The organism is Enterobacter asburiae (assembly GCF_001521715.1).
GTDB classification, from domain to species: Bacteria; Pseudomonadota; Gammaproteobacteria; order Enterobacterales; family Enterobacteriaceae; genus Enterobacter; species Enterobacter asburiae.
This window is the reverse complement of the sequence record NZ_CP011863.1, coordinates 3,487,398-3,500,596: the sequence shown is the minus strand read 5'-3', so window position 1 is coordinate 3,500,596 and position 13,199 is coordinate 3,487,398. Positions and strand designations below refer to the sequence as shown.

Annotated in this window: 12 protein-coding genes and 2 pseudogenes; 5 read left to right on the top strand and 9 right to left on the bottom strand. The window is 56.2% G+C overall.

The window, feature by feature from the left end:
- Positions 1-124 precede the first annotated feature (124 nt).
- Both uhpT and ACJ69_RS16920 read left to right on the top strand, forming a co-directional pair.
- Positions 125-1,516 (top strand): hexose-6-phosphate:phosphate antiporter, encoded by a 1,392-nt coding sequence (gene uhpT, locus ACJ69_RS16925; RefSeq protein ID WP_023333957.1) that lies wholly within the window; start codon positions 125-127, stop codon positions 1,514-1,516.
- 178 nt (positions 1,517-1,694) lie between these two features.
- Positions 1,695-1,937, top strand: a pseudogene (locus ACJ69_RS16920) (DUF1198 family protein); the annotation flags it as partial.
- A 15-nt stretch (positions 1,938-1,952) separates the two neighbouring features.
- Here ACJ69_RS16920 and ACJ69_RS16915 read toward each other — a convergent pair.
- Positions 1,953-2,650 (bottom strand): IS1-like element IS1A family transposase gene (locus tag ACJ69_RS16915; RefSeq protein ID WP_103215986.1). Its coding sequence is split into 2 segments (ribosomal slippage): positions 1,953-2,401 and positions 2,401-2,650, totalling 699 coding nucleotides; the frame shifts between segments, so codons are not numbered across the junction.
- Positions 2,651-2,705: 55 nt separating this feature from the next.
- On the opposite strand from ACJ69_RS16915, the pseudogene ACJ69_RS16910 reads away from it, so the two are divergent.
- Positions 2,706-3,101: pseudogene (locus tag ACJ69_RS16910) on the top strand (MFS transporter); the annotation flags it as partial.
- Positions 3,102-3,193: 92 nt separating this feature from the next.
- On the opposite strand, the gene ACJ69_RS16905 reads toward ACJ69_RS16910, so the two are convergent.
- Positions 3,194-4,192 (bottom strand): aldo/keto reductase, encoded by a 999-nt coding sequence (locus ACJ69_RS16905; protein ID WP_059347364.1) that lies wholly within the window; start codon positions 4,190-4,192, stop codon positions 3,194-3,196.
- A 207-nt stretch (positions 4,193-4,399) separates the two neighbouring features.
- Here ACJ69_RS16905 and nepI point away from each other — a divergent pair, with 207 nt between their 5' ends.
- Positions 4,400-5,590, top strand: coding sequence for a purine ribonucleoside efflux pump NepI (gene nepI, locus ACJ69_RS16900; protein WP_059347363.1), 1,191 nt, complete (start codon positions 4,400-4,402; stop codon positions 5,588-5,590).
- Between the two features lie 48 nt (positions 5,591-5,638).
- Here nepI and ACJ69_RS16895 read toward each other — a convergent pair whose 3' ends face one another.
- The 6 genes from ACJ69_RS16895 to ACJ69_RS16870 form a co-directional block, all read right to left on the bottom strand.
- A complete protein-coding gene (locus ACJ69_RS16895; protein ID WP_029741863.1) occupies positions 5,639-6,544 on the bottom strand; it encodes a DMT family transporter in 906 nt (301 codons plus the stop codon).
- 147 nt (positions 6,545-6,691) lie between these two features.
- A complete protein-coding gene (locus ACJ69_RS16890; protein WP_059347362.1) occupies positions 6,692-8,071 on the bottom strand; it encodes a carbohydrate porin in 1,380 nt (459 codons plus the stop codon).
- 136 nt (positions 8,072-8,207) lie between these two features.
- Complete coding sequence (locus ACJ69_RS16885) at positions 8,208-8,510, bottom strand: PTS lactose/cellobiose transporter subunit IIA (protein WP_029741865.1); 303 nt, start codon at positions 8,508-8,510, stop codon at positions 8,208-8,210.
- A 5-nt stretch (positions 8,511-8,515) separates the two neighbouring features.
- On the bottom strand, positions 8,516-9,892 hold the full coding sequence (locus tag ACJ69_RS16880; protein WP_054830084.1) for a glycoside hydrolase family 1 protein: 1,377 nt from the start codon (positions 9,890-9,892) through the stop codon (positions 8,516-8,518).
- Between the two features lie 17 nt (positions 9,893-9,909).
- A complete protein-coding gene (locus tag ACJ69_RS16875) occupies positions 9,910-11,235 on the bottom strand; it encodes a PTS sugar transporter subunit IIC (protein WP_038417741.1) in 1,326 nt (441 codons plus the stop codon).
- Between the two features lie 11 nt (positions 11,236-11,246).
- Entirely contained in the window at positions 11,247-11,561 is a 315-nt protein-coding gene (locus ACJ69_RS16870; RefSeq protein ID WP_010426508.1) for a PTS sugar transporter subunit IIB, read from the bottom strand.
- 293 nt (positions 11,562-11,854) lie between these two features.
- On the opposite strand from ACJ69_RS16870, the gene ACJ69_RS16865 reads away from it, so the two are divergent.
- Positions 11,855-12,805, top strand: coding sequence for a LacI family DNA-binding transcriptional regulator (locus tag ACJ69_RS16865; RefSeq protein WP_047646737.1), 951 nt, complete (start codon positions 11,855-11,857; stop codon positions 12,803-12,805).
- A 44-nt stretch (positions 12,806-12,849) separates the two neighbouring features.
- On the opposite strand, the gene ACJ69_RS16860 is transcribed toward ACJ69_RS16865, so the two are convergent.
- On the bottom strand, positions 12,850-13,146 hold the full coding sequence (locus tag ACJ69_RS16860; RefSeq protein WP_023309843.1) for a YicS family protein: 297 nt from the start codon (positions 13,144-13,146) through the stop codon (positions 12,850-12,852).
- Between the last annotated feature and the right edge of the window lie 53 nt (positions 13,147-13,199).

Sequence of the window (13,199 nt, the reverse complement as noted above, 5' to 3'; positions counted from 1 at the left end):
ACCTTTTCACCCCGAATGGCGCAAAACTAGGAAATTTTCCCGGTTTTACCTGGACGCTGTCTCAGGCATCTCTCCCGGCTGATTTTTACAATGCTGCAAAAATCAGCTCAGGAGTAACTCAGTCATGCTGGCCTTCTTAAATCAGGTGCGCAAGCCGACCCTGGATCTGCCGCTCGACGTGCGGCGCAAGATGTGGTTCAAACCGTTCATGCAGTCCTATCTGGTGGTCTTCATCGGCTACCTGACCATGTACCTGATCCGCAAAAACTTTAACATCGCGCAGAACGACATGATCTCAACCTACGGGCTGAGCATGACGCAGCTGGGGATGATTGGCCTGGGCTTCTCTATCACCTACGGCGTGGGTAAAACCGTCGTCTCCTACTACGCGGACGGCAAAAACACCAAGCAGTTCCTGCCGTTTATGCTGATCCTCTCCGCCATCTGTATGCTCGGCTTCAGCGCCAGCATGGGCGCGGGCTCCGTCAGCTTGTTCATGATGATCGCCTTCTACGCCCTGAGCGGCTTCTTCCAGAGTACCGGCGGGTCGTGCAGCTATTCCACCATCACCAAATGGACCCCGCGCCGCAAGCGTGGTTCCTACCTCGGCATGTGGAACATCTCCCACAACCTCGGCGGGGCGGGTGCGGCTGGCGTAGCGCTGTTCGGCGCAAATTACCTGTTCGACGGCCATGTGATCGGCATGTTTATCTTCCCGTCGATTATCGCCCTGATTGTCGGCTTTATCGGCCTGCGCTACGGCAGCGACTCCCCGGAATCTTACGGCCTCGGCAAAGCCGAAGAGCTGTTCGGGGAGGAGATCAGCGAAGAGGACAAAGAGACCGAAGAAAACGAGATGTCCAAATGGCAGATCTTTGTTGAGTACGTGCTGAAAAACAAAGTGATCTGGCTGCTGTGCTTCTCAAACATCTTCCTCTACGTGGTGCGTATCGGCATCGACCAGTGGTCGACCGTGTATGCCTTCCAGGAGCTGAAGCTTTCTAAAGAAGTGGCGATCCAGGGCTTCACCCTGTTCGAAGTGGGCGCGCTGGTCGGCACGCTGCTGTGGGGCTGGCTCTCTGACCTCGCCAACGGCCGTCGCGCGCTGGTGGCCTGCGTCGCGCTGGCGCTGATTATCGCCACGCTCGGCGTTTACCAGCACGCCAGCAACCAGTACGTTTACCTGGCGTCCCTGTTCGCGCTCGGCTTCCTGGTGTTTGGTCCGCAGCTGTTGATTGGCGTGGCGGCAGTCGGGTTCGTGCCGAAAAAAGCGATCGGCGCCGCCGATGGGATTAAGGGCACCTTCGCCTACCTGATCGGCGACAGCTTCGCCAAGCTGGGCCTGGGGATGATCGCTGACGGTACGCCGATTTTCGGCCTCACCGGCTGGGCGGGCACCTTCGCGGCGCTGGATGCGGCAGCGATTGGCTGTATCGTCCTGATGGCGATGGTCGCGGTGCTGGAAGAACGTAAGATTCGCCGTGAGAATCGTGCGCAAAAATTAAAAACAGCCTGAGTGTGCAGGTAACTTCTTTGCCCGGTGTGTGATGCCGGGCTTTTTTATATTGACCCCGACGGCGTTAACTCCTCCTCTCCCAATTCTTCAACATCTTTTCCGTTCACTATTATGGTGCCACCCGCTGTCGAGGCGCTGCGTTTCCCGCTATGATGAGCGGCTATTCATAGGAGAACGCATGGTCTGGATAATGCTGGCAACGCTTGCCGTGGTGTTTGTGGTGGGATTTCGCGTCCTGACCTCAGATTCCCGCCGCGCCATCAAACGTTTAAGCGAGCGTCTGGGGATCACCCCGATGCCGGTTGAGTCGATGATCGACCAGTTTGGTAAAACGTCGGGCAATGAGTTTATCCGCTACCTTGAGCGGCCGGACGAGGCGCATTTGCAAAATGCGGCGCAGGTGCTGCTCATCTGGCAGGTCGGTAATGACTCCAAATTATTGATAGTGTTTTATGTTCAGATAATGCCCGATGACTTTATCATGCAGCTCCACCGATTTTGAGAACGACAGCGACTTCCGTCCCAGCCGTGCCAGGTGCTGCCTCAGATTCAGGTTATGCCGCTCAATTCGCTGCGTATATCGCTTGCTGATTACGTGCAGCTTTCCCTTCAGGCGGGATTCATACAGCGGCCAGCCATCCGTCATCCATATCACCACGTCAAAGGGTGACAGCAGGCTCATAAGACGCCCCAGCGTCGCCATAGTGCGTTCACCGAATACGTGCGCAACAACCGTCTTCCGGAGCCTGTCATACGCGTAAAACAGCCAGCGCTGGCGCGATTTAGCCCCGACGTAGCCCCACTGTTCGTCCATTTCCGCGCAGACGATGACGTCACTGCCCGGCTGTATGCGCGAGGTTACCGACTGCGGCCTGAGTTTTTTAAGTGACGTAAAATCGTGTTGAGGCCAACGCCCATAATGCGGGCGGTTGCCCGGCATCCAACGCCATTCATGGCCATATCAATGATTTTCTGGTGCGTACCGGGTTGAGAGGCGGTGTATGTGAACTGTAACTGCCATGTTTTACGGCAGTGAGAGCAGAGATAGCGCTGATGTCCGGCAGTACTTTTACCGTTACGCACCACCCCGTCAGTAGCTGAACAGGAGGGACAGCTGATAGAAACAGAAGCCACTGGAGCACCTCAAAAACACCATCATACACTAAATCAGTAAGTTGGCAGCATCACCCTTAAGTTGATGGTCTCTATATCTGTACTATTGATATGTGCCGTGCTGTTCATCCTGGGCCTGTCAGGATCATCGCTCTCTGCTGGGCTGATATTCACCGGCATGATTATTTGGGGTGTGGCCGTGTCAGGAATATTTGTCGGCTTCCAGACGTGGATTTTACGTATGGCAGAGGATAAAACCTTCCCGGCCTCTGCAATCTACGTGTCATTTTTCAATACTGCCATTGGTATCGGCGCGTCAGCAGGTGCCTGGATAGTTTCATCATTTTCACTGCCGCTCCTGTATATCGTCGCCGCCACGGCCATCGGCCTTTCCGTTCTGCTTGTCGTGTTTATCCCTGCCACGTTGACCGCAAAACAATCCCGGATGGAGAAATCGTATGAGTCCAGTTAACGTCCGCATATAGCATGGATGAAAAATAATCATTGCCGACAACGAATAAAAAAACCGGGGAAGCCCGGTTTTTTTATTTTTACGATGAGGTATCAGGCATTCACGCCCTTCATACCCTCGGCAGAATAGCGATCGCCTTTAATCTCTATCCGGCGATGCAGGTTGTTCAATAATTCAATGTCACTCTTCTCAAGCATAATGTCGGCAGCGCGCGCGTTCTCGGCCAGATAGCCGGTGTGCTTAGTGCCCGGGATGGGAACCAGCCGATCGTATTGCGCTAACAGCCAGGCAAGGGCAATCTGACCTGCGGTACAGCCGTATTTCGCCGCCAGCGGGTGGATGACATCGAGCAGCTGGCGATTATGATCGAGGCTGGACTGCATAAAGCGCTCGTTATTTTTACGGAAATCATCCTCTGCAAATTCGCTATTGTTCAGGTATTTTCCCGTCAGGAAGCCTCTGCCAAGAGGCGAGTAGGGCACCAGACCAATGCCTAACTCTTTCACGACCGGCAGAATGCTTTCCTCGATATCGCGTGTCCACAATGAATATTCCGTTTGCAGCGCGGTGACCGGATGTACCGCATGGGCCCGTTGCAGCGTTGACGCCGACACTTCGCAAAGGCCGATGTGGTTAATCTTGCCCTCTTTAACCAGGGCGCGCAGACAATCCATACTCTCTTCGACCGGGGTGGCGTTACTCAGTCTGTGTAGATAAAAGAGGTCGATTCGCTCCACGCCAAGCCGTTTGAGGGACTCATTACAGCAGCGGATGATATAGTCAGGCGTATTGTTGATGGTGCGGGCGTAAGACTCGTCAGGAGAGCGATCGATGCCGCATTTCGTGGCTATTTTGAACTGCTCGCGAGTGCTTTTATCCAGCCCGGCAAGAAAATGACCGATTAGTCTTTCATTATGACCACGGCCATATAAATTTGCGGTATCAATAAACGTCACGTTCAGATCGATGAGGCTGTGCAATACCTGCAGCGAAGCGTTGTCATCAGTCTGGCCATAAAATTCACTCAGACCCATGGCTCCATAGCCGACGGCACTGACGGTAAGATTTTGAGATAAAATACGTGTTTTCATAGGTTCTCCTTTTCAGACGCTATGATTGTTTCACCTCAAATGTGGATACTGAATTTTCATTTTCGTTATGCTGAAAAGGTATCAGTCGACGACGCTCTCCCTCCAGGCTCATTAAAAACGACAAAAGTTGTCAAATCGTTAAATCCGTCACACTTTTGATGATAAACTGCGCGACTTTTCCGCACGTTTTTATCTTCAGGTGACGCCATGACAGAACATATCCAGCCCACGACCAGACCGCAGACCAAAGAGGTTTCTCGCCCCAACTGGTCGGCCGTTTTCGCCGTGGCGTTCTGCGTCGCCTGCCTGATTACCGTTGAGTTTCTGCCGGTGAGCCTGCTGACGCCGATGGCGCAGGATCTGGGCATTTCCGAGGGCGTGGCGGGGCAGTCCGTTACCGTCACCGCCTTCGTGGCGATGTTTGCCAGCCTGTTTATCACCCAGGTGATTGGCACCATCGACCGCCGCAAGGTGGTCATCCTGTTCAGCGTGCTGCTGACGCTCTCCTGCCTGCTGGTCTCCTTCGCGGAAAGCTTCACCCTGCTGCTGCTCGGTCGCGCCTGTCTTGGGCTGGGGCTCGGTGGCTTCTGGGCGATGTCGGCCTCGCTCACCATGCGACTGGTGCCCGCGCGGACGGTGCCAAAAGCGCTTTCCGTTATCTTCGGTGCGGTCTCTATCGCGCTGGTGATTGCCGCGCCGCTCGGCAGCTTCCTCGGCGGGATTATCGGCTGGCGTAACGTCTTCAACGCTGCGGCGGTGATGGGCCTGCTCTGCATCATTTGGGTGTGGAAAGCGCTGCCGTCGCTGCCGGGCGAAGCGGCGCATCATAAGCAGAACATGTTCGCGCTGCTGAAGCGCCCCGGCGTGCTGGCGGGGATGACCGCCATCTTTATGTCCTTTGCCGGGCAGTTTGCCTTCTTTACCTATATCCGCCCGGTGTTTATGACCATGGCGGGATTTGACGTGGACGGCCTGACGCTGGTGCTGCTGAGCTTCGGTATCGCCAGCTTTGTCGGTACCTCGCTGTCGTCTCAGTTCCTGAAACGCTCCCTGAAGGTGGCGCTGGCGGGTGCGCCGCTGGTGCTGGCGGCGAGCGCGGCGGTGCTGGTGCTGTGGGGCAGCGATAAGTGGGTGGCCTCTGCCATCGCGATTATCTGGGGCTTTGCCTTTGCGCTGGTGCCGGTGGGCTGGTCGACGTGGATCACCCGCACGCTGGCCGATCAGGCTGAAAAAGCCGGGTCGATTCAGGTGGCGGTGATCCAGCTGGCGAATACCTGCGGTGCGGCCATTGGCGGCGTGGCGCTCGACCATCTGGGGCTGACGTCACCGCTGGTGATTTCCGGTACGCTGATGCTGCTGACGGCGCTGCTGGTGGCGGGGAAGGTTAAGGCGAAGTAGTGCTTTTCTCCCTCTCCCGTGGGAGAGGGTTGGGGTGAGTGCATCAGGCTACGCCGATGTCTGAACCCGTCTTCTCGAATCCATCGAAATCAACACCACCGACGACACAATCAGCAGCGTCCCCAGCCAGTCCGGCAGGGTGAACGCCACGCCCAGCAAAATCACCGATAGTAACGCGCTGCTCAGCGGCTCGGCGCAGCTCAGAATGCTCGCCTTCGGCCCGCCGATCATCTGCGCGCCTTTCAGATACAGGCTGAACGTTAGCGCCGTACCAATCACCACCAGGTAGAAAAACGCCAGCAGCAGGCTGCCGTCGATCACGAACGTGGTTCCGCGCCCGGCGTAGAACGGCGTCAGCATTAGCCCGGCAATCAACATGCTCCAGCCGACAATCGGCAGCGTGCCGTAGCGGGCGATCAGCGTTGACGGATAGGTGGTGTAAAACGCGGCGGCAAACGCCGAGGCGATGCCGAAGAACAGCGCGGCAGGCGAGATGGAGAGCGAGGTTGGGTCGCCGTGGGTGACCAGCAGGAAGGTACCGACAAGCGACGTCATGATGGCCGACAGCACAAACACGCCGGGACGCTTTTTCCGTGCCAGAGCGAACCAGGCCACGATAATGGTTGGTGACAGAAACTGCAGCACGGTAGCGGTGGCTGCGTTGGATTTTTCAATCGTCAGCAGGAAGGTGAGCTGCACGGTGAGCGCGCCGACCAGCGAGAAAATCAGCAGGCTGAGGGCGTCTTTGCGATGTTTGATCACCGAGAAAATCTTGTCGCCGTGAACGAAGGAGAGCGTCAGCAGGATCACGCCGGTAAACAGCAGGCGAACCATGGTCAGGTAAGGCGAAGAAATGTGGCTTTTCTCCATGATGTACTGCGCGCAAACCCCCGAGCTGCCCCATAAAACGGCGGCGATCAGGACGTTCAGCATCCCTTTGCGTGTGGAACCCATGTTCTCCCCTGCGATGTTGTCGTTAATTCGGTCAACAGCATAGCATGGTTGTGTGCGGCCTGATGCCCTCACCCCGGCCCTCTCCCACGGGGAGAGGGAGCAAAACTAAAAACGGCAACTCTCGTTGCCGTTTTGCTTTTACCTTGCTTAGAACCATGCCTCCCACATCGCGCCGACGTTGAAGTCGTCGAGCGTTTCGTCTTTGGTATTGTTCACGCGCGCGGTGCGTTCGTTATCCACCTTGCCGCCGGTCACGTAGAAGCGCAGCATCGGGCGGAACTCCGGTCCCATGGCGATAGACATGTTCTGGGACAGGGTCAGCTTCCAGCCCTTGTTGTCGCCGCCGTTGTCATAATCCACGTGCTGCCAGCCCGCTTCCAGCCAGGTGGAGTGAACGTCGTTCCACCAGTGCATTGGGCGCACGATGGCGTTGTAGTTCTTACGGTTGTCGCTCTTATCGCGGCTGTTGTCGTAGTCGTGGAAGGCGAGGATGTACTCCACCTGCGTCGCCTGGGTGAATTTGTACAGCCCTTCGAAGCTGGCGTAGACCGTGGTCAGATCCTCGGTTTTGTTGAACACGCTGTTGTCCGCGTTATCGGAGTAGCGGGCGATCACCTTGTTCACGCCGCTGTCGTTGGTGTGGCTCAGCACCACGCCGCCCTGCCAGGCGTTCAGACGCTCGTCGCTCTCCACCGCCTTGGAGTCAAAGCCGTAGTTGGCGTACAGCTCCACGTCGATCGGGCCGAGCTTCATGCCGTGGATTTTTGAGGTCGCGGCGTAGTTGCCTTTGTCGCCCGTGCCGGAACCGCCGGTACAGGTGATGCGCGACGGGTTCGCTTCGTCTTCCATCACTTCCGGGCTACAGGATTCCACCGCCGCCACGGCGGCCACGTCGAACTGCACGCCGCCGATGTCGAAGTTTTTCACCCCGGCGCCCTGGCCGTCGTGGTTCATCCAGAAGTAGTCGTTGATGCCCTGCTGCGGACGCTGGTGGAAGTCACGACCTGCCCAGAAATAGGCGTTCGGGTTGGAGGCCATAATGTTGGTCACCCCCGCGTAGGCTTTTTTCAGGTTAACTTCGTCGCCCCAGTGGTCGATCATCACGTTGATGTCCCAGATGGCGCCGTTTTCACCCTTGAAGGCCTTGGAGAGCTGGAATTCCCCGCCGTTGCCTTCGTTGCCCAGACGACCAATGGCGGACGCGCCGTTGTAGGAGCCGTCCACCGCGACGTATTTCTGATCGGCGGCCTGGAAGTGCGCGCCGTAGCGGGCGTAGCCGGTAAATTTAATCCCGAACGGGATCGCCATATCCGGAGATTGCGCCGCGCTTTGCGGCTCGGTTACCACGTCCGCTTTTTTCGCGACCGCCGCATCCATTTTGGCCTGGCGTTCGGCCAGGGCTTTATCCACCGCTTTCGCCACAATGGCGTCGATTTGCTCCTGGGTGAATTCCTGCGCGAGCACGGAAATTGGGCAAAGCGCGGCGATAACCGCCATGGTTAATGGAAGTTTTTTAATCGTATTCATGGTTATCTCAATATAGTTTAATTTTATTCAGACAATAACCATCCCGCTCCGATCTGACAGAGTATGTCGCTATCATCAGAACAAGTGGATCTCTATTTAGGGTACAGAGGTATTACAGTAATTATTTCGCCATAGACTATCTCTGATATAAATGAATAATTTCTTCGGACAGTTCACGCGCTAATAAGGAATTCATTAAGTGATCCTGCGCGTGCACCATAATTAACGTCATCGGCTGGCGGCCTTCGCCCGCATCCTGCTCGATCAGTTTGGTCTGCATCTTGTGCGCCTGGCGCGCGTAGCCGTCGGCTTCGCGCAGCAGGCTTTTGGCCTCGTCAATGTTGCCCTGGCGCGCCGCGTGCAGCGCTTCAAAGCACAGGCTGCGGGACTGTCCGGCATTGACGATAATTTCCATTACGGCTTCTTCTAGTGCGATCATCATCATTACTCTTTTTCAAAGCTATTATTTAACGCGGTGGCGGCAAACCACTCTCCGCTTTTCTTAATGGTGCGTTTTTGCGTCTCTAAATCGAGCTGGATAAATCCGTAGCGATTTTTATACGCGTTGCACCACGACCAGTTATCAATAAACGTCCACATATGGTAGCCAAGACAATTGCACCCTTCGCTAATACCCTTATGCAGCCAGGCTAAATGTTCGGAAATAAACTCGATGCGGTACCGATCGTTAATCTGGCCGTTTTCAATAAAGCGCTGCTCGTTTTCGACGCCCATGCCGTTTTCAGAAATAAAGCAGCGAGGGTTGCCGTAATTGTCGCGCAGGTTGACCAGAATATCGTAAATACCCGGCTCGTAGATTTCCCAGCCGCGGTAAGGGTTCATCTTGCGGCCCGGCATCTCGTAGTTATCAAAGAACCACTCCGGCATAAACGGCGCCTGCGGGTTCACCGCGCTGTCGCGACACTTCACGCGACGCGGCTGATAGTAGTTCACGCCGAGCAGGTCGATTTTCCCTTCCGCAATCAGGAAACCGTCTTCCGGTTTACAGGCGGGTAATTGATCGCAGGATTTCAGCAGCGCGACCAGGTCCGCCGGGTATTCGCCGCGCAGGACCGGGTCGAGGAAGCTGCGGTTAAACATCAGGTCCGCGATGTGCGCCGCCTTCACGTCCGCCGGGTTCTGCGAGCGCGGGTACGACGGCGTCAGGTTCAGCACGATGCCAATCTCCCCGGCGTAATGCCCGGCGCGGTAGGCCTGCACCGCCTTCGCGTGGGCCAGCACGGTGTGATACGCCACGGTGGCCGCCCGACGAAAATCCACCACGTTGGGGTAGTGGAAGTCGTACAGATAACCGCCTTCCACCGGCACGATCGGCTCGTTGAAGGTAAACCAGTGCAGGACGCGATCGCCAAACAGCTCGAAGCAGATCTGCGCATAGCGGGCGTAGGCGTCCACCACGTCGCGGTTTTCCCAGCCGCCGATTTCCTGCATCGCCATCGGCATGTCGAAGTGGAACAGGGTGATAAACGGCGTGATGCCCTGTTCATTCAGCTCATCAATGACCTGATTGTAAAAATCGACCGCCTCCGGGTTCACTTCACCGATACCGTCGGGGATCAGGCGCGCCCAGCTAATCGAGGTGCGAAAGCTGTTGTGGTTCAGCTGCTTTAACAGCTGAATATCCGTTTTCCAGTGCTGATAGAACGTGGAGGTCTGCTGCGGCCCCACGCCGTTGTGAAAACGGTTCGGCTCGCGGGCAAACCAGTAATCCCACGTGGTTTCCCCCTCTCTTGCCCCTTCCGTCTGGAGAGCGGAGCTTGCGCTGCCCCACCAGAAGTTATCGGGAAATGCGTATTTCATAACTCTTCCTCTTTGACTTAATTGCTGGCGGTCTCGGCGGCGCCGACGGTTGCCTGGGCTTTCTGCTCTTCGTTTTTGATGAGCGTACGCTCATAGGCGCGCAGGAATGGCAGGTACATCAGCGCGGACATCACCATACAGACCAGGCACATCACCACCGGGCTGAGCGCCCAGTTTGCCGCCCACGAGGCGCCAATCGGTGCAGGGGTGGTCCACGGGGTTAACGAGACGACCTGTGCCAGCCAGCCGAGCTTCGTTGCACCGTACGCCAGGCAGGCGTTGACCAGCGGAACGCACACGAACGGGATAAACAGCATCGGGTTCATGATGATCGGCGCGCCGAACAGAATCGGCTCGTTGATGTTAAAGAAGCTTGGCACCACGCCCATTTTGCCGATGGTGCGCAGGTGGGTAACGCGGCTGCGCAGCAGCAGGAACGCCAGCGGCAGGGTAGAGCCTACGCCGCCAATCAGCAGGTAGTGATCCCAGAAGCCCTGCAGGTAAACGTGCGGCAGCGCCGCACCGGCCGCCAGCGCCGCCTGGTTTGCGGAGAGGTTCGCCATCCAGAACGGGTTCATGATGCCGGTGACGATCAGCGAGCCGTGAATACCGGCGAACCAGAAGATCTGGCACAGCAGTACGGAGAGCAGAATGGCGGGCAGGGAGTCAGAGGCAGACACCAGCGGCTCCAGCAGGTGCATGATCGCCTGCGGGATAATCATCCCGGTCTGCGCTTCGATGAACAGGTTCAGCGGGTGCAGCGTACCGATCACCACCATCACCGGGATCAGGATCTCAAACGAGCGCGCCACGCCGGTCGGCACTTCCTTCGGCAGGCGAATGGTCACGTTATTCTGCTTCAGCCACGCGTAGACGCGGGTGGCGTAAATGGCGGTGATCAGCGCGGTGAAGATGCCCTGACCGGAGAGATACTGGGTCGAGATCTTGCCGTCGGCATAGGGCGCGGCGACCAGCAGGAAGGCCATAAAGGCCAGCAGGCCGGACATCACCGGGTCGAGGTTAAACTGACGCCCCAGGCTTGCCCCAATTCCCACCGAGATGAAGAAGGTCATCACGCCCATGCTGAGGTTAAACGGCAGCATCAGCTGCTCGCGGTAGGTCTGGGAGAAATCCAGCCAGCCGCGGGCGAAGCTGTTGGTGGTATCCGCCGAGAACGGCGGGAAGATGAACACCAGCATAAACGAGCCGATGATCATAAACGGCAGCGCGGCGGTAAAGCCGTCGCGGATGGCAATCACATACTTTTGCTGGCCCAGCTTGGCGGCCAGCGGGGTAATTGACTGCTCAATCACCGCGACCATGGATTGATATAACGAACTCATGTGAACACCTTTTAGTGTGCCGCTTCGATAAGCGACAGAGCATAGTCCAGTACCTTATCGCCACGCTGCATGCCGTAGTCCATCATGTCGATGGGCTGCACCGGAATGCCTTGCGTCGCCGCCTTGTCTGAGAGTGTCTTTAACATGTATTTCACTTGCGGTCCGAGAAGGACAACCTGGTATTGCGGAAACTGCGTATCAAATTCGGAAACACCGTACGCATCAATCTTCACCGGCAAACCACGTTCTTTCGCGACATCGACCATTTTGCTGACCAACAGGCTGGTGGACATCCCGGCAGAGCAGCACAGCATAATTTTGAACATCGACAACCATCCTCTAAATGTAAAAAGTTATTGCGAGGATGATTGGACATTATACGGAAACCGGTTTCCATTCATAAAAGACAGAAGTGTGATACCCATCAAGATCCCTTACTTATGAGGCTAATTAACCGGATGTGCATCACATAATTTGGGTGTTTTGACATCATTTTGAGTGGAAACGGAAAATCGGTTTCCATGGAAAACGGAAACGGATATACTCCGTTCTGGCTATAATGTGAGCCGAAGCGGTCATGGAATTTGCAGGCGCGAGGTAAGCCTGTCAGGGGAAAGAGATGTCGACAATCAATGATGTATCACGTCTTGCCGGGGTATCTAAAGCCACGGTATCGCGAGTGTTGAGCGGGTCGCGTGGCGTAAAGGAAGCCAGCCGTCAGGCCGTACTGAAAGCGGTGGATGAGCTGAACTACCGGCCTAACGTGATTGCCCAGTCGCTGCTGAGCCAGTCGACGGGCTGTATTGGGGTGATTTGCGCGCAGGAAAACATTAACCAGACCACCGGTTATCTCTACGCGCTGGAAAAACAGCTCAGCCAGCATCAAAAACACCTCCTGCTGCGCTTCGCGCACAGCAAAGCGGAAGTGATGCACGCCCTTGAAGAACTCTCCTGCGGCCTGTGTGACGACATCCTGGTGATTGGCGCCCGTTTCCCGCTGGACGTGGATATGGACAACGTCATTCTGGTGGACTGCATGGAGTCTGATAACTCCAACAGCATCCAGTTCGATCACGCCTTTGCCGCCGAAACCGCCTGTAACTACCTCACCAGCCAGGGGCGTCGCCAGATTGCGCTGATCCACCCCCACGGCAGCGGTTTTGCCGACCAGGTGCTGCTCGGCTACAAGCACGCGCTGGAGAAAAATTTCCTGCCCTTTAATCGCAGCCTGGTCTTTATGGACGCGACTTCTTCGTCCGTTGCGCTGCAGGAGCTGCTTAACAACGCCAGCACCCTGAACTTCAACGCGCTGCTGGTGGCGGACGAGCAGGAAGCCCAGCGGGTGATCCCGCAGCTGCAGGCGTTTAATAAATCGGTGCCGGACGACATTATGGTCTTCAGCCTGGCCGGATCGCTGCACCTGCCGGGTATTCCGGTGATCCCGGCGATTGAATATTCCATGGACGCGATGGCGGCGCGCATTGTGAGCTGGCTGACAGAGAAAACGCAGATGCTGGGGTCCTATGTTCTGCGCGGGGATTTGATTATTCCGGATATGCGGAAGCGTTAAAAAATTTTCCAGGCCGGGTAAGCGTAGCGCCACCCGGCTTGAACTCAATAATCTTCCATACAATCCACCTGACCAATCGCCCCCCAGTAGGCATCCAGGTTGTCGCGCTTCACGGCGGTGATGGCATTTTTGATCAGCAGCTGATTGGCCTCGGACGACAAAATCATCTCCTGCCAGGCTTTATCGCTCTGCTTTTTCTGTGGCGTACAGGTTTTCTTAATATCTTTAAGGACCTGCTGCTTTATTTGCGCCTCTTTCGCGGGGTCATCCTTTTCCTGAGCATGGACAAACGCGGCGAAGAGCAGACAAACCAGCAGGCAGACCAGGTGCGCAGCTTTCATCAACAACCCCCTTTAGAAGTCACATGCTTCCCATGAAATATATCGTTACATTC

Bases quoted from the DNA above. Each gene is read 5' to 3' on its own strand.
- ACJ69_RS16875 (WP_038417741.1), bottom strand. From the start codon at position 11,235: ATGAGTTCGTTATATCAATCCATGGTCGCGGTGATTGAGCAGTCAATT.
- ACJ69_RS16870 (WP_010426508.1), bottom strand. From the start codon at position 11,561: ATGTTCAAAATTATGCTGTGCTGCTCTGCCGGGATGTCCACCAGCCTG.
- ACJ69_RS16880 (WP_054830084.1), bottom strand. From the start codon at position 9,892: ATGAAATACGCATTTCCCGATAACTTCTGGTGGGGCAGCGCAAGCTCC.
- ACJ69_RS16895 (WP_029741863.1), bottom strand. From the start codon at position 6,544: ATGGGTTCCACACGCAAAGGGATGCTGAACGTCCTGATCGCCGCCGTT.
- ACJ69_RS16885 (WP_029741865.1), bottom strand. From the start codon at position 8,510: ATGATCGCACTAGAAGAAGCCGTAATGGAAATTATCGTCAATGCCGGA.
- ACJ69_RS16860 (WP_023309843.1), bottom strand. From the start codon at position 13,146: ATGAAAGCTGCGCACCTGGTCTGCCTGCTGGTTTGTCTGCTCTTCGCC.
- nepI (WP_059347363.1), top strand. From the start codon at position 4,400: ATGACAGAACATATCCAGCCCACGACCAGACCGCAGACCAAAGAGGTT.
- ACJ69_RS16865 (WP_047646737.1), top strand. From the start codon at position 11,855: ATGTCGACAATCAATGATGTATCACGTCTTGCCGGGGTATCTAAAGCC.
- ACJ69_RS16905 (WP_059347364.1), bottom strand. From the start codon at position 4,192: ATGAAAACACGTATTTTATCTCAAAATCTTACCGTCAGTGCCGTCGGC.
- uhpT (WP_023333957.1), top strand. From the start codon at position 125: ATGCTGGCCTTCTTAAATCAGGTGCGCAAGCCGACCCTGGATCTGCCG.
- ACJ69_RS16890 (WP_059347362.1), bottom strand. From the start codon at position 8,071: ATGAATACGATTAAAAAACTTCCATTAACCATGGCGGTTATCGCCGCG.